Consider the following 25,191-nt stretch of genomic DNA (forward strand, 5'->3'; position numbering starts at 1 on the left):
ATGCGTAGACCGGTGATCCGTAAATCAGTGCGTAATCGCGCTACATAGCTACGTCTTGAACCGGCGGGGGCTTGGTTAGGCTGCGGTTTTACTGCCCTCACGGACGAACTGCTATGCCTGATGCAACCTTCAATGCCGACCTGCGCGGCGTGCATTACGACTTTCTCAAACAACGCGTGCCGAACTGGTTCAAGGAAGGTACGCCGCAACGCCAGGAAGAACTGGGCAAGCACGAGATGGATATTCCTGCCTGGTACCTGGCCGCCACCCACACGGACAAAACCACCCTGGCGGCGCAGCATTCGCGCTTTCGTGAAACGCTTAATTCGATTGAGGCGCACCTGGGCCAGATTGAAGACGTCCTGACATTCGCCGAGCAACCGCTGAAAGATGCGATCAAAAAGGAGTTCAATCTGGAGCTGGATGTACGCAATGTGTTCTTCGTGCGCAAGTATGGCTCCAAAGGCGCTCGCGATGACTTCTACGGTGCCTTTGTTTTCGAACAACAAAATGACGCATCGCTGACCTACACATACCGCGGCATTTCATTGCTGGAAGCCGCCCTGGCCAATTTCGAGGCCGATGAAGAACAGCCCTGCGCGTGCACCGATTGCCAACTGATCACCACCTTCAACCCGCAAAACCCCAACATCATTGCGAGCTTCGCGGCGGTCAATGCCCAAGCTGTAGCAATCGCCCCCCACGCGTTCGCCAAGCTCTGCCGCACTCTGGACCTGGGCGCGCTGTACCAGGCGCATATCAAGGCGGTGGTTGAACCTGCAGACGCCGGCGAGCGCCAGGCACTGCAGCAGCTACTCGAGGAGCACCAGCGCCAGCAGCTTGCAGTGTGCATCGAGATTGCCAGGCTGCAGTTGAACGGAGCGCTGAGTGCCGATGCCTATCGAATGCTCAAGCAGGTGGTGACCGGTTCTGATATCCCCAGGCTTGGTGGGAAACCGGTGACTTATGCCGCACTTAAAGTATTCGATAGCGTGTTGGTAGGGCCGCTTTTGATCGGGCCCGATCGTCAAAATACGAGCCGCTCCGAGCCGCTGGTGGTGTACATCCCCGGTGACCCCCAGCAGCCCGTCAAGGAATATGCGTCAAGTAGCGAGTTCATGGCTGACTTGCGCACACGCCTGCACAGCGCATCGTATCGACGCTTTTTCAGCCGCTTTGTGCCGGTGCGCGACCAAGGCGGTTTTTTCGCCCGGTTCAATTGGTTGTACCAGCCTGCCAACAACGGAAATGGCGGGGCAGACTATCCGCTGCGCACACCGTTAGCGCGGTTGCCGATGCAAGACTGGGTCGTTGCCGGTGACCTGTGGCAGCGCAGTCGCCAAGCACATATCAGCAAGATTTTGAGTGATGCACGTGCCGTGGCCGTGCCCACTGAAGATGAAGACCGCAAGGCTCGGCTCGAACGTTTGGAGAGCTTTTTCGACGCGGCTGTCAGCGTGTTCAACCTGGCCGCTTTTGTAGTGCCGGGGCTGGGGCCGATCATGCTCGCGGTGGGTGCTTCGCAAATGTGCTACGAAGTGTTCGAGGGCATTGAGGCCTACGAACAGGGCGAGCCGCGCCAGATGTGGGCGCATTTCGCTTCCGTGGCGCTGAACGTTGCCTTCATCGCCGCCGGTTCCAAGGTGTTGCCTGCCGTCAAATGGCAGAGTGCGGTGGATCATCTCAAACCGGTGACGCTGCCAACAGGCAAGCAGGTGCTGTGGAACCCTGATCTTGCGCCCTATGCATCGCCACTCAAACCCTTGCCCGAGGCCAAGCCCGATGCGTTGGGCCTGTACGAGCACGAAGGCCAACAGTTGGTGCCGTTCGACGACTCCCATTATCAGGTCAAGCAAGACCCACACACAGGTCAATACCGCATCCAGCATCCGAGCCGTCCCAATGCCTATGCGCCGGAACTGGAGCACAACCATAACGGGGTCTGGAGCCATGAACTGGAGCAACCGCTGACGTGGGACGAGCCCACGCTGCACAAGCGCCTGGGCCTCGTCGGACAGTCCGAACCGCTACGTATCAGCGGCGTCGAGACCGATGCGTTGCGCCAGACCATGGTCGATCATGAGCCGCTGCCGCTCTTGCTGGACGACACCATCAAGCGCCTCGAACTGCACCGGCAACTCAGCACCTTTGTCGAGCAAATCAAAAGCAGCGACCCGCTGGTGTACCAGAAAGCCGATCCTGTGCTGCAATTTGACATGCTCCAGCGCCGCGGTTTGCTGCCCGATAACGTACCGCTTAAAGTCATTGGCCCCACCGGCGATGTGCTGTGGGAAACCGCCGATGCGCCAACTTCAGTGCGCAAGCGTGTGATAGTGCTGACCGAAAGCACCGTGGCTCAGGGCCGCTTGCTCAGGGAGTTGCTGTACACCTTGCAGGGTGTCGACCCGCAGCTTAAGGAGTGGCCGGGTAGCCCCGATCAATCCCTGGACGTTCGCTGCGGCCAACTGCGCCAGTACCTCGGCGATGCCGTGCAGAGTCTCAAGGGTCCGTTGCTGGAAGAACGCTACCGAGCGCTGAACCCCGCGCCCGATGCGGATGTACAACGTGTGCTGGACGCATTCCCGGCCTTGCCGACCCTGGCGGCCGAGCGGCTGTTGCAAGGGGCTGCGGCAAACGAACTGGAGGCCTTGCGCAGCAGCGGTCGCTTGCCTGAGCGATTGGCCGAGCAAGCGAAATGGTGTGCCCAGCAAACCCGTGTGGCGCGTGCCTACGAGGGCCTGCACCTTGACACTCAGACCGGACTCGACAGCCATCGCTTGGCCGTGCGCACCCTGGAAACGTTGCCAGGATGGCACCGAGGTTCGCGGCTGGAGTTACGCCAGTATTCCCCTGAGGGCACGGTGCTCGATGCCATCGGCTCACCCGATTTCCCGCACAAGCGAACCTTGGTGCTGCTGGAGAGCGGCGAATTCCAGGCTTCCATGCCCGGCGATTTCTACCGTGCCATCTGGGAGCAACTGGCGCTCGACGAGCGTCAGCGCCTGGGCCTGGGCAGCGCCGCTGAGCTCAAGCAGGCGATTCAGCGCAGCCCTTTACCACGCACGGAGCTGCTTACGGTGCTGGAGGCCAACCCACTGCGCAAACCGGAGTATGACCCGATGGTTCGTCTGTTGGGTGGCGGGCCGGGGTTTCGTCTGTTCAGGAAAATTGGCAACGCGTTGCGCACGGACAGAGGGCGTGTACGGCAGTTGTTTCCCAGCTTCAACGAGGAGCAAATCACCGCGTTTATCCAATCCTTGGGTGATGACGTGACTGGGGGACTAGCGCGGCGGGAGGAAGAGTTTCGGGCACTGAAAAAAACCTTGAAGGTGTGGTGGCGCGCCCAAGGGCCGCAAGCCATGAATGCCTACAGCGTTCAGACAGAGCTGGTCAATCAAGTCGTGCGTTGCTGGCGGCGGGAAACCGGGGCGTCACTGAAGCTGCATTACGGCAGGGGGGAACGGTTTGATTTGCCGCCAGTGAGTGCAGATTTCAGTCATGTGCAACACCTTGAGCTGTCCGACATCAGTTGGTCGAGCAACGCGGGCAAGTTTCTCGACAACTTCAGGCATCTGGAGGGTTTGAAGATCTTCAATGGCGACGTTGCCGAATTTCCGCCTTTGATCGGGGAAATGAAAAATCTGACTTCGTTGAACATCACCTTCAGCGGGCTTCGATTGACACCGCACAGTGCGCACTTGTTAAGCCGGCTCAGCGCGCTTGAAAACCTGGACCTGATGCATAACCCGTTAGGTACATTGCCCGACTTCAGTGGTATGCCAAACCTCACGGAGTTGAACTTGCGCGGTACGCAGATTGACCGGTGGCCTTCTGGATTAACCAGCCTGACCGGATTGAAGCGTGTCGACCTGTCGAATAACCGACTGCAGGAGGTCCCCGCGCAACACTTGACGCCGCCGGCGGATCAGCTCGAAGCGGTCGTGCGCACGAATAACGTCACCATCGTGCATGGCAACCCCTTTGCGGCCGACTATTGGCAGAAGTTCGACCAGTATTGGAAGAACCTGACGCAGAACCATCCGCGGCTCCTGCGAGGCGCCCTTGAGGACGCCTTCGACAGCGCGAATCCAAGGCTTCGGGTCATGCAGAAACTATACCCGAACAACAGCGTGCAGTTTTCCAGGGGGATGATTTGGGCGTTGGGCGAGGCCGCCGAGGCAGAGCTGGCGTCGCGTGAGCAGGCATTTGACACGCTGCTGCGTCAGTTGGAGGGCTGGCGGTTCTCCGGCGGCGGTGAGCGCCAGCGCTATGTGCGGGTTGGGCAACGTTCCACCGAGGTGGCGGCACTGAGTGATCGCGCAACGGCCCAGCAACGTATCTTGAGTTGCTGGCGCAGGGAAACCCCGCAGCAACTCACCCACGCGGGTGACCCCTTCGGTCTGGAGCTGGACCTCAGTGGCCTGAACCTGCCGAGCCTGCCTGATCTGGATGCGGATTTCAGCCATGTCGGTTCACTCAAATTGAGCAACATGAACCTCAATACGTCGCCTGAAGGTTTTCTCTCTGGCTTTCGAGGCGTGCGCTGGCTGGACCTGTCGAGTAACCGGTTGCGCGAATTGCCACCGGCGCTGGGGCAGATGCAGGGCTTGACCCGGCTGTCCCTGCAAAACAACCGGATACGCCTGACCCCCGATTCTGCAGCGATGCTGTCGTCACGCACCACGCTCAGGGCGTTGCTGCTCAATTCAAACCCACTGGGTATCACGCCGGATTTCAGTCAAATGTCGGATCTGCGTTCATTGGGCATGGGGGCAACCGGCATTGATAGCTGGCCGACGGGCTTGGGTGGCCAACCAAGCCTGGATGCGGTGTACCTCAGAGGTAACAATATTTCCACATTGCCCGATTCGCTGATAGCCCCGCCGGAAGAGCAACTGGCACAGACCCTGCGCGTCACCCGTGTGACCGATCTGGATTTGAACCCGCTGTCGGTCGAGACGCGACAACGCATAGTCGCTTACGGCAACCGGCTAAGTGCGGGAGAACGAGCCACTAACAGGCTGGTCGCCAGCGTCATGCGGGTGGCTGATCGTCCTGTGGTGTTGGCTGCCACTGATGCTCCGTTCCGGCGCTGGTCCACCGGGTTCTCCACGCAACAGGTTGCGCAGCGCAGACTTCAATGGGCCGCCCTGCAGGCCCTGCCCGGTGCGCAAGGTTTCTTCGAAGTGCTGCGTGACCTGGAAGTCGCACCAGCAGGCCATGCAGACTTGCAGCGGCGCGTGTGGGACGTGATCGATGGCATCACGCAAAACAGCGCCGAGTCCGAGCAGTTGCGCAAGGAAGTGTTTGAATGGGCGGGCCGGGCGGCCTGTTGTGATCGCGCGGCCCTGACCTTCAGCAACCTTGAGATCCTGCTGATGACCCACAACGCCAGGACCCTCGCACTGGACGCGTCCCAGGGAGCGGCGCTGCTGAAACTGTCCAGGGGGCTGTTGCGCCTGGAGGAGCTGGAGAAGATCGCACTGCAAGATATCGATCAGCGTAGAACTGCGATCCGCAAGCGCGACGACTTGACCCCCGCTCAGCGCGAGGTGGAATTCAGCCGCTTGGAAGAGGTGGAGATTCGGCTGGCGTATCGTCATGGCCTGAAGGATCGCCTTGAGTTGCCGGGCCAGCCGCAACAGCCACGGTTCGCCCGTCTGGGTAATGTCTCCTTGGAGATGCTTAATGATGCCTATCAGCGAGTCATCAGCCTCGATAACTCCGCACAGGAGTTTCAGGCCGTGCTTTCAAGGGACTTCTGGAAAGATTATGTGGCGAACAAATACCGCGCACGGTTTGAAGTACAGAACGAGCCCCATCACCAAAAAATGGATACTTTGCGGCGTGATTTCGAGGCTGGGACGTTATCGCGCGCAGCCTACGATGCCAAGGCCGAGGAGTTGCAGGCACAGTTTGCGATTGAAGAAGCGCAGTTGATTGAAACCTTGACCCGCGATGAAGTGGCGCAGGCGTTGGTACCCACGGCAACGCTTGAGGCGCTGGTGGAAAGCACCTCCGTGAACCTGCAACTTTCCCAGGCGCAAGCCATTGAATTCAATGGCAAGCAATATTTTGTCGCGAGCATGCCCGACGCGGGCGACGGTGAGTACTACGTGCTGTGGGTACAGGCGGTGGACAATCCGTTGCTGTTGACCAGCAGCGGTGTGATTGCCAAGCCTGATATCACCGGGGTCTGGAAGCGCCGGGGCCTGAGGGGCGGGATGGTACCGCAAGGTTCGGACGATGAATTTGTGGAGGCCTCGGAGTCCATGCCGGTGCGGCCATACACGGCGGGCGAACTCAGCTATATGCGCCGTGAAATCCATTTCACGGCCAATCCCAATCCGGCCGGCAGCTACGTCCGTGCCAACAACGGCAAGTATCCGCTGAGGGATTATCAGGGACGGCCTATTCGAATCAGGTCGCTGGAGAAGCAGGTGACCCAGGACTCGGGCGCCCACTACACCTCGGCGCAGATCAAGCCTTACATCCAGTTCGAGGGATATGAACAGGTCGGCGCGCGCTATGAAGCGCAACTGCAAATGCGCACGTTCACCGAACAAGACGTGAAAGTGCCGGGCGAGAAAGCGTTGATCGGCCAGTCGATGGTGGTGGCCAACCGCCGAATCGCCAAAGGCGAAATCGTCGGTGTGTACGGCGGTACCGTGCTGCCGTTCGGTATCTTCGGGCCTGGCGAACAGACCTATACCATGAAGGTGGGCAGCCAGAGGGTTGCCCACGGGAACACGCTGGTGGAAGAACCGATTCACTTGTCGGGTGACAACATCCTGTCGCGAATCAACACCCACTTTGAGTACGACGCCAACGGCACACCCCTGCGCCAGGCGTTGGGAGGCTACAACGTTGAGACCGTGGCTTTCGACGTCGAGGCCGACATGTGGCTGGGCGTGGGGCCTGACGCGCAGATCAAGCGCAAGCCATTTTTACTCAATGCCATTTTCGCTACCGAAGATATCGCCGCTGGCACCGAGTTGCGTTTGGACTACCAGTACACCGAAGACATGATAAGAGGCCGATTTGCCTGATTCTTGCGTTGCGGGTAACGCGTCTGTCGTCGTAAATAGACGCGTCCTATCTTGAAAGTCCATGTTTTGCCCCAATCTTGTGGGCATATCCAGGCGGTACACAGCCATTGCATTGATGCCGTGTATCGCCATTTAACTTATGACGCGCCCTGACATCAATTCCCAGGCTGCCAGCCATGGCGTGCCGTGTGGCGGGCTGCGCGATATCGATAACGGATGGTGATGCCCCCATGGATTTCAAAGACTACTACAAGATTCTCGGTGTCGAGCCAACGGCTGACGACAAGGAGATCAAGTCGGCTTATCGCAAGCTGGCGCGTAAATATCACCCGGACGTGAGCAAGGAAAAGGATGCCGAAGCCAAGTTCAAGGACGCGTCCGAAGCCTATGAGGCACTGAAAAGTGCCGACAAGCGCGCCGAGTACGACGAGCTGCGTAAATACGGCCAGCATGGCCAGCCGTTCCAGGGCCCTCCGGGCTGGCAGAGCCGTGGCGGCTTTGGCGGTGGCCAGGACGCGGGCGACTTCTCGGATTTCTTCAGTTCGATCTTCGGCTCGCGCGGTGACGCTTTCGGTGGCGGCCAGCGCCGTCCCGCCGGGCGCAAGGGCCAGGATGTGGAGATGCAGTTGACGGTGTCGCTGGAAGAAACCCTGTCGACCGAGTCCAAGCAGATCAGCTTCCAGGTGCCCCAGTACGATGCCTCCGGCCGGCACGTCAGCAATACCGTCAAGAGCCTGAACGTGAAGATCCCGGCCGGTGTGGCCGATGGCGAGCGCATTCGCCTCAAGGCCCAGGGTGCGCCTGGCATTGGTGGTGGGGCCAATGGCGACTTGTACCTGATCATCAAGTTTGCACCACACGCCAAGTTCGAGGTGGATGGTGAAAACCTGATCATCAACCTGCCGCTGGCGCCGTGGGAGTTGGCGCTGGGTACGGAAGTCGCGGTGCCCACGCTGACCGGCAAGATTAATCTCAAGGTGCCCGCCGGCAGCCAGAACGGCCAGCGCATGCGCGCCAAGGGCCATGGCTTGCTGAACAAGGCCGGGCAGCGCGGTTATCTGTTCATCCAGCTCAAGGCTGTCATGCCCAAGGCGGCGGATGATGAGGTCAAGGCGTTGTGGGAGGCCCTGGCGCAAAAGGCTGCGTTCAATCCGCGCGAGCAGTTCTGAACAGATCATTGATTTAGTTAGCGCCAGCCGCAAAAACGGCGTGCCTAGGATGACAACCTCTTCCAAGAAAAGGTTGTCATCCCATGCCGGACTTTCAGGTCATCGACCCCGCCACCCCGCCTCCTGGTGAGCAGGGCCAGCATTACGAACTGATCAAGCAGGCGATCCCCACTTGCCTGGTCAACAGTTCGCCCTCCCGTCGCAAGGCCCTCAAGCACACGCCGCCGGCTATTCCCCGCTGGTATGACGCCGCTTCCCAGGCACGCAAAGATCAGCTCAAAGTGTTGCTGGACGCCCGTTGCGAGTCGCTCAACGAACTGGAGAAAACCTTCAGTCCCATACGCTCGGAGCAAGCGTTTGCCCAACCCTTGCTGGAAGCCGAGCTAAAGGCTATCGGCCACGAGCTGGACGTCAATCAAACCTGGTTGCGCCTGTATGTACCGGTCGAAGATGCCTTTGGCGTGAAGACCGGTGGCTTCAGGGTCAAAACGTTCTCCCTGCTGCACGCTGCCCTCGGCAACTTTGAGCAACGGGAGACTCGAGAGGGCTATTTCAACAGCGCCTCAGGTTTCATTACCCAACCGGACGTGCGCGATCATTTCGAGCGCCACACCACGACCCTGAAGATTCATGCGTTCACCCAGCTGTGCCGAGACCTGGACCTGGGCAAGCAGTACCAGGCTCACCTGCGGGCGCAATTGAAACCTGACGACGCCAAATCCCAAGCCGAACTGCGCGAACGTTATGTCCGGCATCAGAAAGCCGCCTTCAAGGCGGCGGCGTACCTGGCATTGCTCAAAGGCGACATTGGCGACAGCGACCACGCGCTGCTGATGCGCGTGGCGGCCGGGGAAAAACACATCCTCAGCGACGGCAAGCCCATCGGGTATCGCAGCCTGAGCCTGATGAACCTGCATGTGCACGATTGCCTGGTCATCGACACTTGCGCCAAGCCTGGCTACACCTGCTGGGTCATCGTCTATATTCCCGATGACCCCGACCATCCCATCAAGCGTTATGAAAGCTTCAATGACTTTCGCAATGATTTGACCGAGCGCCTGAGCGCGAAAACCATCCAGCAAGCTGACCGCTCCCAAGGCTGGAAGGCTACGCCGAACCAGCATTTTTTTGCCCGGTTCGTTGCCGACAAAGACCGCGCCTACTACTACAAACGACTGACCGAACTGGTGCTGGACGCACCTCCCCAGCCGTTTGGTGCACAGGCCTTGCGATCGGAGTGGGGGCGCTTGCTGACTTCTCCGTCCTTTGCCACGCCTTCGACACTGGGCGAACCCCAGCCCTACGTGCGCGTACATGCCGCTGCCCCTGAATTCAACATTCGCGCCCACACCCTGACGGACCTATGGCAAGTTGCAGACCTGTGGACCTATCGCCTGGGCAGCCTGCGTACGCGGCTGTTCGAGAACGCCCGGCATCGTGCGGTGAGCACCTCCGATGTCGATGAGGCCTCGCGTTCACTGCGCGCTGCGCATTACCTGAGTATCGGCCTGTTCGGCCTGAACCTGGTGGCCATGGCGGTGCCGCCGCTGGGTGTGGTGATGGCTGTGGCGATGGCCGGGCAACTACTTTACGAAGTCATCGACGGTGTTATCGAGCTGAGCGAAGGCGACCGCGAAGCGGGCTGGGCGCACATCACCGACGTGGTGGAAAACCTGGCGGCGCTGGCGGTACAGGCAGCCGTGGTGCACTTCACCGTGTCGCCGTTTATCGAGCAGCTCAAGGCCGTTACCCTGCCCAGTGGCAAGACTCGGCTCTGGAAACCCGACTTGTCGGCCTATGAGCACACCGCGTCCCTCCCTTCAGTGGCGGCGGATGAGCAAGGCCTGCACCGGCACAACGGCCAGACCGTGCTGCCGTTGGAGGGCAAACGCTATGCCGTGCAACAAGACCCGCTGACCGAGCAATTCCGCATCCTCCATCCCACACGTGCCGAGGCCTATCAACCGATATTGAAGAGCAACAGCGCTGGCCTCTGGAACCATGAAGTGGAACGCCCGCACACCTGGGAAGGCGCCACGTTGATGCGGCGATTGGGCCCGGTGACGGAGGGCTTCAGCGATGCCGAGTTGGAGCAGGCGCGCAGCGTGGCGGCTGTGAGTGAGGACGTGCTGCGCCGCGTGCATGTGGAAGGCGAGGCGGTACCGGCGATCCTGCTCGACACCCTGCGCCAGTTCAGGGCGTATCGCGATGCGGTGAACGTCGCCGAGGGCATTCGCCAGGGCTCGCTCAGCAGCGCACTGTGCAGCTATGCCGCATCCCTGGCGGTGGAGTTGCCGGGATGGCCAGCGAGCAAGGCGATCGAGGCATTTGCCGGCACCGAGTTGAGCGGACCGTCGATCAAATACGGTAATCAGCAGGCCGCGGGGGCGGACACCGTGCAGGTCCACCGCGCCGATTTGATGAGCGGCCAGTTGCCCATACGCATTATCGAAGCGCTCAGCGAACCTCAGCGCGATGCTCTGGTGGGCAGTTACACCGCCCGCACACCCGAGGCGAGAACCGAGGCCCTGAGATTGAAACTCGAACAAAGGGCCATCGAGGTGCGCGAGCGGTTGATGAAGAGTATCTACGTCGAGCAGCAGCCACCCTCCGACACCGCGATTATGCTGATCCAGCGCGACTTCAGTGGCGTGCCGACGATTTTGGCGCGCGAAGTGCTGGCGGACGCGACGCCGAGCGAGCGCGACACGATGAACCGCGCCAAGCGCATTCCCCTGCGCCTCGCTGAAAAGGCGCGCCGGGCGCAGCAGCAAATGCGCCTGACCCTCGCGTATGAAGGCTTGTACCTCGACGCGTTGGCCGGCCCAGACACCGAAACCCTGGCCCTGCACACACTGCCGGCACTGCCCGGCTGGTCGGACAATTTGCGCCTGGAAGTTCGCGAAGGCCGGTTTGAAGGCCCATTGCGCGCCAGCTTCGGCCCCCTGGAGGCGAGTAGTCGCAAGGTGTTGGCACGCATGGAGGATGGGCGTTACCAAGCCTTCGATGAGCGCGGCCAGCACCTGCATGGGCTCAATGGTTTCTATGGTGCTTTGCAGCATGCGTTGACCGATGCCCATCGCAACGCGATTGGCGTGCCCCACGTCGGCCAGGGTGAGCAATTGAAGGGCTTGATCAAGCAGCATGCAATAGGCCGAGTACCGTTGCGCAAAGCCTTGGGCATGTCGCCGGAAAAACTGCCTTTTTTTCGACCGCCCAGCGTGTTGCCGGGTGAGCGTCGCGGCTATCCATTGAGCGGGCGGGGTGGCACTGAGTGGGAAAAAATCACGCGCGAGCGGATCCGCAGCCTGTACCCGCAAATCACCCGGGACGAAATGCTCGCCCTGATCAACGAGCGCGGCGCGCTGGACCTGAGCTGGCTGCGTGCGTTGGAGCAAGAGTACAAGACCCTGCAGGCCACCTTGCACAACTGGTTGAGCACACCGCCCCAGGGCATGGAGGCGTTCGGTGACCAGCAACGCCAGGTGCTGAGGGCCAGGCGCAAGATTTATACGGCGCTGGATGACGCCTGGAGAAAGGTCGGCCCACGGCACTACGATCGAAATGGGCGCCTTTTGGGGCAGAAAATCGAATGGTTGGAAGACGACCTGGCACAGCAGCTCAGAACCTTGCCCGCACTGACTGCAAACTTCGACCATGTCAGCTACTTGGGCATTGTGGGAACCGAAGGCTCGCAGCTGACGGATGCGGATGTGCAGCCACTGCTCGCCAACTTTCGCGGTCTGCGTCGATTAGGGATCGAGGCTGCTCAACTGACAAGCGTGCCGTCAGCCATCGAACAGATGCCGCATTTGCAGCGGTTGCATTTGGGCGGCAACGATATTGTCCTGACGCCTGAAGACGTCCTGCGCTTGAAAGATCGGGTGCGTCTCAAGGAGTTGTTTTTGGACATGAACCCACTCGGCTTGCCACCCGATGTTGGGCGCATGCCGCGCTTACAGACCTTGCTGCTCAATGACACAAGCCTGGAGGAGTGGCCTGCCAGTGTGTTCCGTGTGCCCAGGCCGGAAAATTTCATTCTGGATATGCGGCAGAACCCGATAGCGCGGATTCCCGAGTTCGCGCCGGGCTCGGATAAGGCACTGATTGTGGCGAAAACCTTCCTCACCCGTGAAGAGCTGACGCCTGAGCTGCTTGCTCAATTCAAGCGGTACATCGAGGCCGCTGGCCGGGATCCGGATCGCCAATTGCCGAAAAGGGGCGCGCTCGACAGCGAGCAGTGGAAAACCGGTTATTCGGCGCAGGAATGGCCCTCCAGGCAAGTGTTATGGGACATGCTTGAAGGCTCGTTTGGCTCTGAGGGCTTTTTCAATCTTCTTCGTGCCGTCAGGCACTCCGGGGACTCGACAGGCAGGGGCGGCGTATGGTTGCCGGAATTGACCGCCAAAGTCTGGCGCATGCTTGAGGCGATGGGCGAAGACGCCGAATTACGCGAACACTTGTTCCTGATGGCCCGGGACCCAGCGGCCTGCGTGGACGCCGGGGCGCAGTTGTTCAATTCGATGGGCGTTGCCGTGCTGCATTGGTCAGCCTACTTCAGCGAGGATGTCGACGCCGTGCGCAGGGCCGTGTTCAACCTGGCCAGGAGGAAATGGCGCCTTGATGAGCTGGGGCGTATTGCCCATGCTCGCGTCGCCGAGTTGCAGGAGCAGGGCGCCAGGTTTCCCGAGTATGATGCCCAGGGCCTGCGCATTGAGCATTACGATGGCGCCGGTAATGTGATCGCCGATATCGACGAAGTCGAAATCTATCTGGCGTATACGGTGCCGCTGGCCACCCGGCTGGACTTGCCCTGGCAATCCAGAAGCATGATGTTTCGCGAGGACTATGTCACGGCGCCGATGGTGGAGGCGGCATTCCAGCGCGTACAGCTGCAGGATCAGGGCGCGCAGTTGCGTGACAATCTGCTGGAGCAACCGATGTGGACTGACTTCCTGCAGCGTGCGCATCAAACTGATTACGCGCTGATTGCCGAAAAATTCGACGCCCTGATCGACTATGAGGCCGCGCAGGCACAATGGGCCGCCGCTGCCCACCTCCCCGAGAGAGCGAGGCAGGCCCTGCGTCAAACCATCAGCCAGACGGCCCGGCGCCTGGGCCGATCGGCTTCGGAAAGTGAACCGGGGCACCTGATGCCCCAGCAAGACTACGATGACACCTTTGGCCGCATCAATGCCGAGCTGATCACCTTGAACCAGACACTGACCGATCAAGCGATCAGCGCCATCCTCTAGAACAGGAAGTACCGCTGGGCCATCGGTAACACCTCGGCCGGTTCGCACCACAGCAACTGACCGTCAGCCTTGACCTGATAGGTTTGCGGGTCAACCTCGATATCCGGCAGGTAATCGTTGTGGATCAGGTCGGTTTTCTGCACATCGCGGCAACCCTTGACCACCGCGATCTGCTTCTTCAGGCCCAGGGCCTCGGGCAGTCCGGCCGCCTGCGCGGCCTGGCTGATAAACGTCAGGCTGGTGGCGTGCAGGGAGCTGCCGAAGCTGGCGAACATGGGGCGGTAATGCACCGGCTGCGGCGTCGGGATCGAGGCGTTGGCGTCGCCCATCAGGCTCGAAGCAATGGCGCCGCCCTTGAGGATCAGCGTGGGCTTGATGCCGAAAAAAGCCGGGCGCCACAGCACCAGGTCGGCCCATTTGCCGACTTCGATGGAGCCGACGATATGGCTGATGCCGTGGGTGATCGCCGGGTTGATGGTGTATTTGGCGATGTAGCGCTTGGCGCGGAAATTGTCGTTGCCGGGGCCGTCGCCGGGCAGCGGGCCACGCTGTTTTTTCATCTTGTCGGCGGTCTGCCAGGTGCGTGTGATCACCTCGCCGACGCGGCCCATGGCCTGGCTGTCGGAGCTGATCATCGAGAACGCGCCGAGGTCGTGCAGGATGTCTTCGGCGGCGATGGTTTCGCGGCGGATGCGGCTTTCGGCGAAGGCCACGTCTTCGGCAATGCTCGGGTCCAGGTGGTGACACACCATCAACATGTCCAGGTGTTCGTCGATGGTGTTACGCGTGAACGGCCGCGTCGGGTTGGTGGAGCTGGGCAGCACATTGGGGAAACCGCAGGCCTTGATGATGTCCGGTGCATGGCCGCCACCGGCACCTTCGGTGTGGTAGGTGTGGATGGTGCGGCCCTTGAGCGCGGCGAGGGTGGTTTCGACAAAGCCCGACTCATTGAGGGTGTCACTGTGGATCGCCACCTGCACGTCGTAGGCATCGGCGACGCTCAGGCAGTTGTCGATGCTCGCCGGCGTGGTGCCCCAGTCTTCGTGCAGCTTCAAGCCGATCGCACCGGCCTTGACCTGCTCGATCAGCGGCTCGGGCAAACTGGCGTTGCCCTTGCCGGTAAAGCCAATGTTCATCGGGAACGAATCGCTGGCCTGCAGCATCCGCGCAAGGTGCCACGGGCCGGAGGTGCAGGTGGTGGCGTTGGTGCCGGTAGCCGGCCCCGTGCCGCCGCCGATCATGGTGGTGACGCCGCTGGTCAGGGCCTCTTCGATCTGCTGCGGGCAGATGAAGTGCACATGGGAGTCGATGCCGCCCGCCGTGAGGATCATGCCTTCCCCGGCGATCACTTCGGTGCTGGCGCCGATGGCCATGGTCACACCGGGCTGGATGTCCGGGTTGCCAGCCTTGCCGATAGCGTGGATGCGGCCGTTCTTGAGGCCCACGTCAGCCTTGACGATGCCCCAGTGGTCGATGATCAGCGCGTTGGTGATCAGCGTGTCGACCACTTCATGGGCGAGCAACTGGCTCTGGCCCTGGCCGTCACGGATCACCTTGCCGCCGCCGAATTTGACCTCTTCGCCGTAGACGGTGAAGTCCTGTTCCACTTCGACGAACAGTTCGGTGTCGGCCAGGCGCACCTTGTCACCGACGGTGGGGCCGTACATGTCGGCGTAGGCTTGGCGGGTGATTTTCATGTGTGTGCCCTGAAGAATAGGTGTTGAATGTGAAATCGCTATCGCAGGCAAGCCAGCTCCCACAGGGGGTTGCATTTCAACTGTGGGAGCTGGCTTGCCTGCGATGAGGCCCTAAAGGTCGCCCATGACCCGCCCTGCAAACCCAAATACCCGCCGCCCACCACCCAAATCCACCAACTCCACCTCCCGACGCTGCCCCGGCTCAAACCGCACCGCCGTGCCCGCCGGAATATTCAGGCGCATGCCACGGCTGGCCGCTCGGTCGAATTCCAGCGCGTCATTGGTCTCGAAAAAGTGGTAATGCGAGCCCACCTGGATCGGCCGGTCGCCGCTGTTGGCCACGCCGAGGGTGAGGGTGCGGCGGCCGACATTCAGTTCGATCTCGCCAGGCTGGATCTGATATTCACCAGGAATCATGCAGGTTGCCCCAGGGTCTTGAAGTAGATGGCGGTCGGGCTGTAGCGCCCGTCCGGGCTTTGGCAATAGTCGGGCAGCTCACCGATTTTGGTGTAGCGCAGCGACTGGTAAAAGGCTTCGGCGCCGGAGCCGGCCTCGGTGTCCAGGTACAGCAGGCCACGCTTGTGCTGGCGCGCGGCGAGTTCCAGGGTATTCATCAATTGCTGGCCCAGGCCATGGCGACGGGCGCTGCTGTGCACCAGCAACTTTTGCACCTCGGCGCGGTTCAGACCGTTGGCTTTCTGGCACAACGCCAATTGCACGCTGGCGATCACCTGCTCGTCGCGCACCACCACCCACAGCAGCAGGCTGGTGTCCTCGACACCGGCTTGCACGCCGCTCAGGTAGTCCCGGGCCTGGGCCTCATCGAAGTCGGCCATGAAGCCCACCGACGCGCCGTGCTGCACCGCGTCCAGCAACAGCTCGATCAAGCCCCGGCGGTAGTGGGCAAAACTTTCCGCATTGACTCGACGCAGTTGTGCAGCGCTCATCGATGTCACTCCTTGGGCGGTTGTGCGCCCGGGTTCAAGGTCAGTTGCATAAAGGTCAGGTCCAGCCAGCGGCCGAACTTGATGCCCACTTGCGGCATTTGCCCGGTAGTCACGAAGCCCAGGCGCTCATGCAGGCGGATCGAGGCCAGGTTGCCGCTTTCGATGGCGGCGACCATGACGTGCTTGCCGCAGCTGCGGGCGCGCTCGATCAGGGCCTGCATCAGGTGTGGGCCGAGGCCTTTGCCACGCTGGTCATTGCGCACGTATACCGAGTGTTCGACGCTGTAGCGGAAGCCTTCGAAGGGGCGCCAGTCGCCGAATGAGGCGTAGCCGGTGACTTCGTCGTTGTCCACCGCCACCAGGATCGGGTATTGCTGCGCCTGGCGCGCACTGAACCAGGCCTGGCGGTTGGCCAGGTCCACCGGTTGCTCGTTCCAGATCGCCGTGGTGTTCAACACCGCGTCGTTGTAAATGGCGCGGATTGCCGGCAGGTCGTGTTCGGTTGCATCACGAATCATGGCTGCGCCTCAGGCAATGGGCTGGTGGACGGTGACCAGCTTGGTGCCGTCGGGGAACGTGGCTTCCACCTGGATATCCGGGATCATTTCCGGGATGCCTTCCATAACCTGTTCGCGGCTGAGCAGGGTGGTGCCGTAGTGCATCAGGTCGGCCACCGTGCGGCCATCGCGGGCGCCCTCCATCAGGGCGGCGGAGATATAGGCGATGGTCTCCGGGTAGTTGAGCTTCACTCCGCGTGCCAGGCGCCGTTCGGCGACCAGGCCTGCGGTGAAGATCAGCAGTTTGTCTTTTTCCCGTGGGGTCAGGTCCATGGTTCAGGGTCCTTCATAAAATTCATTCTTAAATACATAGAAGATCCCATGTGAAGCTGATTTATGTGGGAGCTGGCTCCACAATTTGATCTTCATGTGCTCCAGATTCTTGGTGATATCGCTTCCCTGCCGAGTACGGCCGGTCGCAAAAGCCGCCATAAATCAATCAACCACCCCCGCGCCAGCAGCGCTTCACTGGCCAGGCACCGCGCCACCAGCAAGCCGGGCAGTTGGGTCAGGTCACCGCGCACCGCGTGGGGCAGTGAGCGGCATTGTTCCAATAATTCAGGTTCGATCTCACCGGTCACCAACAATGTGGCAAACACCGGCTGCCCATCCAGCCCGATAGGCGAATCCAGCAACCCATCGGCGCCCACAATGCGCTGGCGCTCATGCCAGAGCAACTGGCCGTCGCGGCGAATGTCCAGGTGCGATTGGAAATGGCCCAGGTCGAACCGTTCGCCACTGGCCGGGCGCCCCAGGGCGACCACATCCCAATAGAACAACCGTGCATCGCCCAACAGCTCGATTCGCGTGGTGAGTTCGGCCTGGGCCGCGCTGAACACGATGGTTTCCTGAGGCAGCCATTCCAGGGTCGCGCCGGCTTCCACAGTCAGTTCAAGTTGCTGATACGCCGGGCCGCTGGCGCGGTACCACTTGGCGGCGCCGGGGCTGGTCAGTTGTGCCCAGGCACCCGTGCCCACATGGGCGCTGATGTCCAGGCGATCGCCACCGGCAATCCCGCCGGGTGGGTGCACGATGATGTGCTGGCACACCTCGGGGCCTTCGGCGTACAAGTGTTTTTGCACGCGCAGCGGGCCAAGGTGGCGGCGCAATACCGGGCGTGTGGTGTCTTTGACACGCGCGTAGCCGAGTTCCAGCTCGGCGTGCCAGCTGGGCGTGAACAGGGCAGGGGTAATGGGCAGGTTCATGGCGTGTGCTTATCGTTAGGAGGCTACAGATTAGATGGTTACCAGCCCACGCACACCCTCGCTTTCCATATTTTCACCACGGCCCTGCTGCACGATTTCGCCACGGGACATCACCAGGTACTGGTCAGCCAGTTCAGCGGCAAAGTCATAGAACTGCTCCACCAACAGGATCGCCATGTCGCCGCGCTCCGCGAGCTTCTTGATCACCGCGCCGATTTCCTTGATGACCGACGGCTGGATGCCTTCGGTGGGCTCATCGAGAATCAACAGGCGCGGGCGGCTCGCCAGGGCGCGGCCAATCGCCAACTGTTGTTGTTGGCCCCCGGATAAATCGCCGCCGCGGCGGTGCTTCATTTGCAGCAATACCGGGAACAGTTCGTAGATGAAGGCTGGCACCTCTTTGGCTTCGGCGCCGGGGAAGCGCGACAGCCCCATCAGCAGGTTTTCCTCCACGGTCAGCCGCGCAAAAATCTCGCGGCCCTGGGGCACGTAGGCGATGCCGGCATGTACGCGCTGGTGCGGCTTGAAGCCGGTGATGGCCTTGCCTTCCCAGTTCACCGCGCCTTCCTTGGCTGGCAGCAGACCCATCAGGCACTTGAGCAGGGTGGTCTTGCCCACGCCGTTACGCCCGAGCAGGCAGGTGACTTCGCCGACCTTCACGTCGAAGGACAGCCCGCGCAGAATGTGGCTACCGCCGTAATACTGGTGCAGCTTGTCGACTTGCAGCATTCTCAAAACCTCCTCAATCCCCCTGCGGGAACCGGATCAACTGTGGGAGCTGGCTTGCCTGCGATGCAGGCGACCCGGTGTGTCAGGTAAACCGCTATCGCAGGCAAGCCAGCTCCCACATACAGCCGTTCGTGTCAGCGTTAGCGGCCGAGGTAAACCTCGATCACCCGCTCATTTTCCTGCACCTGTTCCAGCGACCCTTCGGCCAGCACGCTGCCCTGGTGCAACACAGTCACATGGTCGGCAATCGAGCCGACAAACCCCATGTCGTGTTCCACCACCATCAACGAGTGCTTGCCGGCCAGGCGCTTGAACAGTTCGGCGGTGAACTCGGTCTCGGCGTCGGTCATGCCCGCCACTGGTTCATCGAGCAGCAACAGTTGCGGGTCTTGCATCAGCAACATGCCGATTTCCAGGAACTGCTTCTGGCCGTGGGACAGCAAGCCGGCGGGGCGATGCACCGAGGCGGTGAGGCGGATGGTGTCGAGCACTTCCTCGATGCGGTCTTTTTGCTCGCCGTTGAGGCGCGCTCGCAAGCTGGCCCACACCGACTTGTCGGTCTTCTGCGCCAGCTCCAGGTTTTCGAACACGCTGAGGGCTTCGAACACCGTGGGCTTCTGGAATTTGCGCCCGATGCCGGCCTGGGCGATCTGCACTTCGCTCATGCGCGTCAGGTCCAGGGTTTCGCCAAACCAGGCCTTGCCGTGGCTGGGCCGGGTCTTGCCGGTGATCACGTCCATCAGCGTGGTCTTGCCCGCGCCGTTGGGGCCGATGATGCAGCGCAATTCGCCAACGCCGATGTACAGGTTCAGGTCGTTGAGGGCCTTGAAACCGTCAAAGCTGACGCTGATATCTTCCAGGGTCAGAATGGTACCGTGGCGGGTGTTGAGCCCTTTGCCCGCGACCTGGCCGATGCCAATCGCATCGCGGCCGCTGCCTGCGTCGAAAATAGGTTCAAGCATGACGTTCCTCATTTCTTCAGCAGGCCGATAACGCCCTTGGGCAGGTACAGGGTGACGATAATGAACAGCGCCCCCAGGAAGAACAGCCAGTACTCGGGGAAGGCCACGGTGAACCAACTCTTCATGCCATTGACCACACCGGCGCCGAGCAGCGGCCCGATCAGCGTGCCACGCCCGCCCAGCGCTACCCACACGGCGGCTTCGATGGAGTTGGTCGGTGACATTTCGCTGGGGTTGATGATGCCCACTTGCGGCACATACAGCGCACCGGCAAGGCCGCACAACACGGCGCTCAACACCCACACGAACAGCTTGAAACCGCGTGGGTCGTAACCGCAGAACATCAGGCGGTTCTCGGCATCGCGCAGGGCGGTGAGCACGCGCCCGAACTTGCTCTTCGCCAGGCGCCAGCCGATGTAGAGGCTGGCCACCAGCAACAACACCGTGGCGAAAAACAACACCGCCCGCGTGCCCGGTTCAGTGATGCCAAAACCTAAGATGCTGCGGAAGTTGGTAAAGCCGTTGTTGCCGCCGAACCCGGTCTCGTTGCGAAAGAACAACAGCATCCCCGCGAACGTCAGGGCCTGGGTCATGATCGAGAAATACACGCCCTTGATTCGCGAGCGGAAGGCGAAGAAACCGAACACCAACGCCAGCACCCCGGGGGCCAGTACCACCAGGCACAACGCCCACAGGAAGTGGTCGGTGCCGGCCCAGTACCAGGGCAATTCGGTCCAGGACAAAAAGGTCATGAACGCCGGCAACTCACTGCCTGCCGCCTGGCGCATCAAGTACATGCCCATGGCGTAGCCGCCCAAGGCGAAGAACAAACCGTGGCCCAGGGACAACATCCCGGCGTAACCCCACACCAGATCCAGCGCGAGGGCGACGATGGCGTAACAGAGAATCTTGCCCACCAGGGTCAAGGTGTAGGCCGACACATGCAGCGGGTTGTCGGCAGACAAGAGCGAGCACAGGGGCAACGCCAGCAGCAGGAGCAGGATGACTGCACCGACTGCAATCGTGACCTTGGGGCCGGCCTTTTGCGTGGCCGTAAGCATCAATGGCTGGTTCATCAGTCGATCACCCGTCCTTTCAGTGCGAAGAGTCCTTGCGGGCGTTTCTGGATAAACAGAATGATCAGCGCGAGGATCAGGATCTTGCCGAGCACGGCGCCGATCTGGGGTTCGAGGATCTTGTTGGCGATCCCCAGGCCAAAGGCGGCCATGACACTGCCGGCCAACTGGCCGACGCCGCCGAGCACCACCACCAGGAACGAGTCGATGATGTAGCTCTGGCCCAGGTCCGGGCCGACGTTGCCGATCTGGCTCAGCGCCACGCCGCCCAAACCTGCGATACCGGAGCCGAGGCCAAAGGCGAGCATGTCCACGCGCCCGGTGGGCACGCCGCAGCAGGCGGCCATGTTGCGGTTCTGGGTGACGGCGCGCACGTTCAGACCCAGGCGCGTCTTGTTCAGCAGCAGCCAGGTGAGCACCACCACGAACAGCGCAAAGGCGATGATCACGATGCGGTTGTACGGCAGCACCAGGTTGGGCAGTACCTGGATGCCGCCAGACAGCCAGGCCGGGTTCGACACTTCGACGTTCTGCGCGCCGAACACCAGGCGCACCAGCTGGATCAGCATCAGGCTGATGCCCCAGGTGGCGAGCAGGGTTTCCAGTGGGCGGCCATACAAGTGACGGATGACTGTGCGTTCCAGCGCCATGCCGATGGCCGCGGTGACAAAAAACGCCACCGGCAACGCGATCAACGGGTAGAACTCGATGGCCTGGGGCACATAGCGCTGCATCATCAACTGCACCACATAGGTGGAGTAGGCGCCGAGCATCAGCATCTCGCCGTGAGCCATGTTGATCACGCCGAGCAGGCCGAAGGTGATCGCCAGGCCCAGGGCCGCCAACAGCAGGATCGAGCCCAGGGACATGCCGCTGAACGCCTGGCCGAGGATTTCACCCATCATCAGTTTGCGTTTGACCTGGGCCAGGCTGGTTTCAGCGGCGGTGTGCACGGCGGCGTCGGCTTCCACGCCTGGCGCCAGCAGCGCTTCAAGGCGCGTGCGGGCCAGCGGGTCGCCGGTGCTGCCGAGCAAGCGCACGGCTGCCAGGCGCACCACCGGGTCGGGGTCGACCAATTGCAGGTTGGCCAGGGCCAGGCTCAGGGCGCTGTGCACCTGCTCATCCGTTTCGGCGGCGACCTGCTGGTCGAGGAATTTAAGTTGTGCAGGCACCGCGCTTTTTTGCAGGGTGCGCGCTGCGTCCAGGCGCACCTTGGGGTCGGCGGCGAGCAGTTGTTGGCTGGCTTGCACGTTATTGATCAAGCCGCGCAGGCGGTTGTTCAGGCGCACGGTCTTGGTTTCGCCGTTGAGCATGAGTTGACCTTGCTCAAGGGCGTCCACCAACTCGATACGCGTTGGGTCGGGGTGGGCGGCCCAGTCCTGCAGGAGTTTGGCTTGCTGCACCGGGTTGGCGGCAAGGAAGTCTTCGGCGTCGCTGGCGTGTGCGCCAAAGGGCAGCAACAGCAGCACGGCGAGGATGAGGCGGTGGAGGGCAGTGGGCATAGCAAAATGTCCTGATCATGCGGGGACAGTGTGGGAGCAGGCTGTGTGGGGGCTGGCTTGCCTGCGATGGCATCGCTGCGGTGTGTCAGGCACACCGAGTTGTTTGCATCGCAGGCAAGCCAGCGCCCACAGTGACCATGTCCCACATTCGAGCTGTGGGGGCGTTAGTTGCTCTTCACGGCATAGTCCGGCTTTTTGTCATTGCCCGGGATGTAGGGGCTCCACGGCTGTGCACGAATCGGCGCTTCGGTCTGCCACACCACCGAGAACTGCCCGTCGGCCTGGATCTCACCGATCATCACCGGCTTGTGCAGGTGGTGGTTGGTCTTGTCCATGGTCAGGGTGAAGCCCGACGGCGCGGCGAAGGTCTGGCCGCCCAGGGCTTCACGCACTTTGTCGACGTCAGTGGACTTGGCTTTTTCCGCCGCCTGCGCCCACATATGGATGCCCACATAGGTGGCTTCCATCGGGTCGTTGGTCACGGCTTTGTCGGCGCCCGGCAGGTTGTGTTTCTTGGCGTAGGCTTTCCAGTCGGCCACGAACTTCTGGTTCACCGGGTTTTCCACCGACTGGAAGTAGTTCCAGGCCGCGAGGTTGCCCACCAACGGCTTGGTGTCGATGCCACGCAGTTCTTCTTCACCCACCGAGAACGCCACCACCGGTACCTCGGTGGCTTTCAAGCCTTGGTTGGCCAGCTCTTTGTAGAACGGCACGTTGGAGTCGCCATTGACGGTGGAGACCACAGCCGTCTTGCCACCGGCGGAGAACTTCTTGATGTTGGCGACGATGGTCTGGTAATCGGCGTGGCCGAACGGGGTGTAGACCTCTTCGATGTCTTTATCCGCCACGCCTTTGGAATGCAGGAACGAGCGCAGGATCTTGTTGGTGGTGCGCGGGTACACATAGTCGGTGCCGAGCAGGAAGAAACGCTTGGCGCTGCCGCCTTCTTCGCTCATCAGGTATTCCACCGCCGGGATCGCCTGCTGGTTCGGCGCCGCACCGGTATAGAACACGTTGGGCGACATCTCTTCACCTTCGTACTGCACCGGGTAGAACAGCAAACCGTTGAGTTCTTCAAACACCGGCAACACCGATTTACGCGACACTGAGGTCCAGCAGCCGAACACCACGGCGACCTTGTCCTGGGTCAGCAGTTGGCGGCCTTTCTCGGCGAACAGCGGCCAGTTGGACGCTGGGTCTACCACCACCGGTTCGAGCATCTTGCCGTTCACCCCGCCTTTGGCGTTGATCTCGTCGATGGTCATCAGCGCCATGTCTTTGAGCGAGGTTTCGGAGATCGCCATGGTCCCGGACAACGAGTGCAGGATGCCGACCTTGATGGTCTCGGCGGCCTGGACGGTCCAGGTCAAACCCATGGCGGCAATGGATGCCGACAAAGTGAAAGCCTTGATCAAGCTGCGACGCTTCATGGTGCGATCTCCGTGTACCGATAATTGTTGTGGGGCAGATACACAGGGCTTTGCAAGGGCTGTGCCTGCTACGCCAGACACGGGTTTACCGGCGGGTTCGGGAGGTAAAGCCGCTCCGTGGCGCACCAGGTTGGCGCCACGGAGGCCGTTGGGTGCACGGCAGGCTTCAAAAGAGGGCGTTGGGCGACAATGCTTCAGGCGTTTGCGCTAATGCGTGACAGCAGCAAGCGATCCAGCGCCCACACCAGGACCAACGAAGCCCCTACCAACGGGAAAATGATCGCCAGCCCGAGCATGATCGCCATCGCGGTTTTCCACTTGGGCAGGTCGTGGCGCAGCGGCGGTACACCCAGTCCACCCTGGGGCCGGCGCTTCCACCAGATCACCACGCCGCTGACCGCACTGAGCAGAATCATCAGGCAGATCACCAGCACGATCAGTTGGTTGACCCAGCCGAACATCTTGCCTTCGTGCAGCATCACGCCGGTCTCGGTGGCGCGTGCGACCAGGTTGTAATGATCCCAGCGTACATCGGCCAGGACCTTGCCGGTGTACTGGTCCACGTGCAGGGTGGCGTCGTTGCGCGGGTCGTCGGCGAACACCGCGACGGTGAATACACCGGAGGCGGTGGTGGGGAAGGTAACGCTGTAGCCGGGCTCGACCTTGCGTGTGTTGGCCAGGTCGACCACCTGTTGCAGGCGCACCGTGGGTGCGGCCGGGCCTGCGTGCATTGCGCCGTGATTCATATGCTCGGCGTGGTCGCCGGACATTGGCATCGGCGTGTTTTCCAGGGCCCAGGGCACGGTTTGCTGGGTGGCCGTGTTGAGCACACGGGCCTGCTGGTCGGACTGCGGCACGCTGTTCCACATCGCGGCTGGGAAGGTGTTCCACAGGTCGGCGTATTGCTTGCCCCAGAAGCCGGTCCAGGTCATGCCGCTGAGCAACATCACCAGCAGGAACGCTGCGCCCCAGAAGCCGGCGACAGCGTGCAGGTCACGCCAGAACAAGCGGCCACGGCTGCCGAAGCGCGGCCATAACACGCCGGCCGAGGACTTGCCCCGCGGCCACCACAGGTACAGGCCGGACACCACCAGCATCACGCCCCAGCCAGCGGCCAATTCGATCAGGCGATCGCCCACGGTGCCGATCATCAGTTCGCCGTGCAGGGCGCGGACGATGGCTTGCAGGTTGTTGTTTGCGTCCTGCTCACCGAGGACGGTGCCGCGATAGGGGTCGATGAACACCGTCACTTCGTGGGCATCGTTGCGCGTCACGAACTGCGCGCTGCGAGTGGCGTCGGCAGGGGGCAGGTATTTGCTGATCGCGGCGTGGGGGTAGGCGGCCTGGACGCGCTGCAGTTGCTCGTCGGCGCTCAGCGCGTGTTCGGCGGCGGGCACGGTGAGCAGGTGGCCGTACATCAGCGGGTCGAGCTGGGGTTTGAACAGGTAGATGATGCCGGTGAGGGCCAGCAGCACCATGAAGGGGGCGACGAAGAGGCCGGCGTAGAAGTGCCAGCGCCAGGCCAGGTTGTAGAAGGAAATTTTTTGTGTGGTCATCGGCTGCTCCGCATAAGGCTTTTGATTTTTCTTGGTCTGTTACACCGTCATCGCAGG

General features: G+C 61.5%; 15 protein-coding genes. 3 read left to right on the plus strand and 12 right to left on the minus strand.

The window, feature by feature from the left end; translation table 11 throughout:
• Window positions 1-113 precede the first annotated feature (113 nt).
• The 3 genes from RHM69_RS24050 to RHM69_RS24060 all read left to right on the plus strand — a co-directional run bounded on the left by RHM69_RS24050 (window position 114) and on the right by RHM69_RS24060 (window position 13,473).
• Entirely contained in the window at window positions 114-7,049 is a 6,936-nt protein-coding gene (locus tag RHM69_RS24050) for a dermonecrotic toxin domain-containing protein (protein WP_200599533.1), read from the plus strand.
• 230 nt (window positions 7,050-7,279) lie between these two features.
• Window positions 7,280-8,218, plus strand: a complete 939-nt coding sequence (locus RHM69_RS24055; protein ID WP_014716703.1) for a DnaJ C-terminal domain-containing protein — start codon at window positions 7,280-7,282, stop codon at window positions 8,216-8,218.
• Window positions 8,219-8,301: 83 nt separating this feature from the next.
• Entirely contained in the window at window positions 8,302-13,473 is a 5,172-nt protein-coding gene (locus RHM69_RS24060) for a dermonecrotic toxin domain-containing protein (RefSeq protein ID WP_200599535.1), read from the plus strand.
• Here RHM69_RS24060 and ureC read toward each other — a convergent pair.
• The 12 genes from ureC to RHM69_RS24120 form a co-directional block, all read right to left on the minus strand.
• Window positions 13,470-15,170 carry an urease subunit alpha gene (ureC, locus tag RHM69_RS24065; protein ID WP_020301612.1) on the minus strand — a complete coding sequence of 567 codons (1,701 nt, stop codon included), beginning with the start codon at window positions 15,168-15,170 and terminating at the stop codon, window positions 13,470-13,472. The two genes, RHM69_RS24060 and ureC, sit on opposite strands and share 4 nt — an antisense overlap.
• A 111-nt stretch (window positions 15,171-15,281) precedes the next feature.
• A complete protein-coding gene (locus tag RHM69_RS24070; RefSeq protein WP_003188134.1) occupies window positions 15,282-15,587 on the minus strand; it encodes an urease subunit beta in 306 nt (101 codons plus the stop codon).
• Complete coding sequence (locus RHM69_RS24075; protein ID WP_020301611.1) at window positions 15,584-16,117, minus strand: GNAT family N-acetyltransferase; 534 nt, start codon at window positions 16,115-16,117, stop codon at window positions 15,584-15,586. Before RHM69_RS24075 ends, RHM69_RS24070 begins: the two co-directional genes overlap by 4 nt.
• Window positions 16,118-16,122: 5 nt before the next feature.
• The gene (locus RHM69_RS24080) at window positions 16,123-16,635 is read right to left on the minus strand and encodes a GNAT family N-acetyltransferase (protein WP_019818288.1); all 513 of its coding nucleotides are present in this window, start codon (window positions 16,633-16,635) and stop codon (window positions 16,123-16,125) included.
• Between the two features lie 9 nt (window positions 16,636-16,644).
• A complete protein-coding gene (gene ureA, locus RHM69_RS24085; protein ID WP_003171437.1) occupies window positions 16,645-16,947 on the minus strand; it encodes an urease subunit gamma in 303 nt (100 codons plus the stop codon).
• A 92-nt stretch (window positions 16,948-17,039) separates the two neighbouring features.
• Complete coding sequence (locus RHM69_RS24090; RefSeq protein ID WP_014716708.1) at window positions 17,040-17,879, minus strand: urease accessory protein UreD; 840 nt, start codon at window positions 17,877-17,879, stop codon at window positions 17,040-17,042.
• Between the two features lie 30 nt (window positions 17,880-17,909).
• On the minus strand, window positions 17,910-18,608 hold the full coding sequence (gene urtE / locus RHM69_RS24095; RefSeq protein WP_034134779.1) for an urea ABC transporter ATP-binding subunit UrtE: 699 nt from the start codon (window positions 18,606-18,608) through the stop codon (window positions 17,910-17,912).
• Window positions 18,609-18,748: 140 nt separating this feature from the next.
• Window positions 18,749-19,582: an urea ABC transporter ATP-binding protein UrtD gene (urtD, locus tag RHM69_RS24100; RefSeq protein ID WP_014716710.1), complete on the minus strand. Its 834-nt coding sequence runs from the start codon at window positions 19,580-19,582 to the stop codon at window positions 18,749-18,751.
• Entirely contained in the window at window positions 19,579-20,646 is a 1,068-nt protein-coding gene (urtC, locus tag RHM69_RS24105) for an urea ABC transporter permease subunit UrtC (protein WP_034126400.1), read from the minus strand. The genes urtD and urtC overlap by 4 nt, the downstream gene beginning before the upstream one ends.
• Window positions 20,646-22,148 (minus strand): urea ABC transporter permease subunit UrtB, encoded by a 1,503-nt coding sequence (gene urtB, locus RHM69_RS24110; RefSeq protein WP_020301609.1) that lies wholly within the window; start codon window positions 22,146-22,148, stop codon window positions 20,646-20,648. The genes urtC and urtB overlap by 1 nt, the downstream gene beginning before the upstream one ends.
• Window positions 22,149-22,312: 164 nt before the next feature.
• Window positions 22,313-23,578, minus strand: coding sequence for an urea ABC transporter substrate-binding protein (gene urtA, locus RHM69_RS24115; protein ID WP_003188149.1), 1,266 nt, complete (start codon window positions 23,576-23,578; stop codon window positions 22,313-22,315).
• Window positions 23,579-23,772: 194 nt separating this feature from the next.
• Window positions 23,773-25,134, minus strand: a complete 1,362-nt coding sequence (locus tag RHM69_RS24120) for a PepSY-associated TM helix domain-containing protein (RefSeq protein WP_200599538.1) — start codon at window positions 25,132-25,134, stop codon at window positions 23,773-23,775.
• Window positions 25,135-25,191 lie beyond the last annotated feature (57 nt).

The organism is Pseudomonas sp. CCI1.1 (genome assembly GCF_034348165.1).
GTDB lineage: Bacteria > Pseudomonadota > Gammaproteobacteria > Pseudomonadales > Pseudomonadaceae > Aquipseudomonas > Aquipseudomonas paracarnis.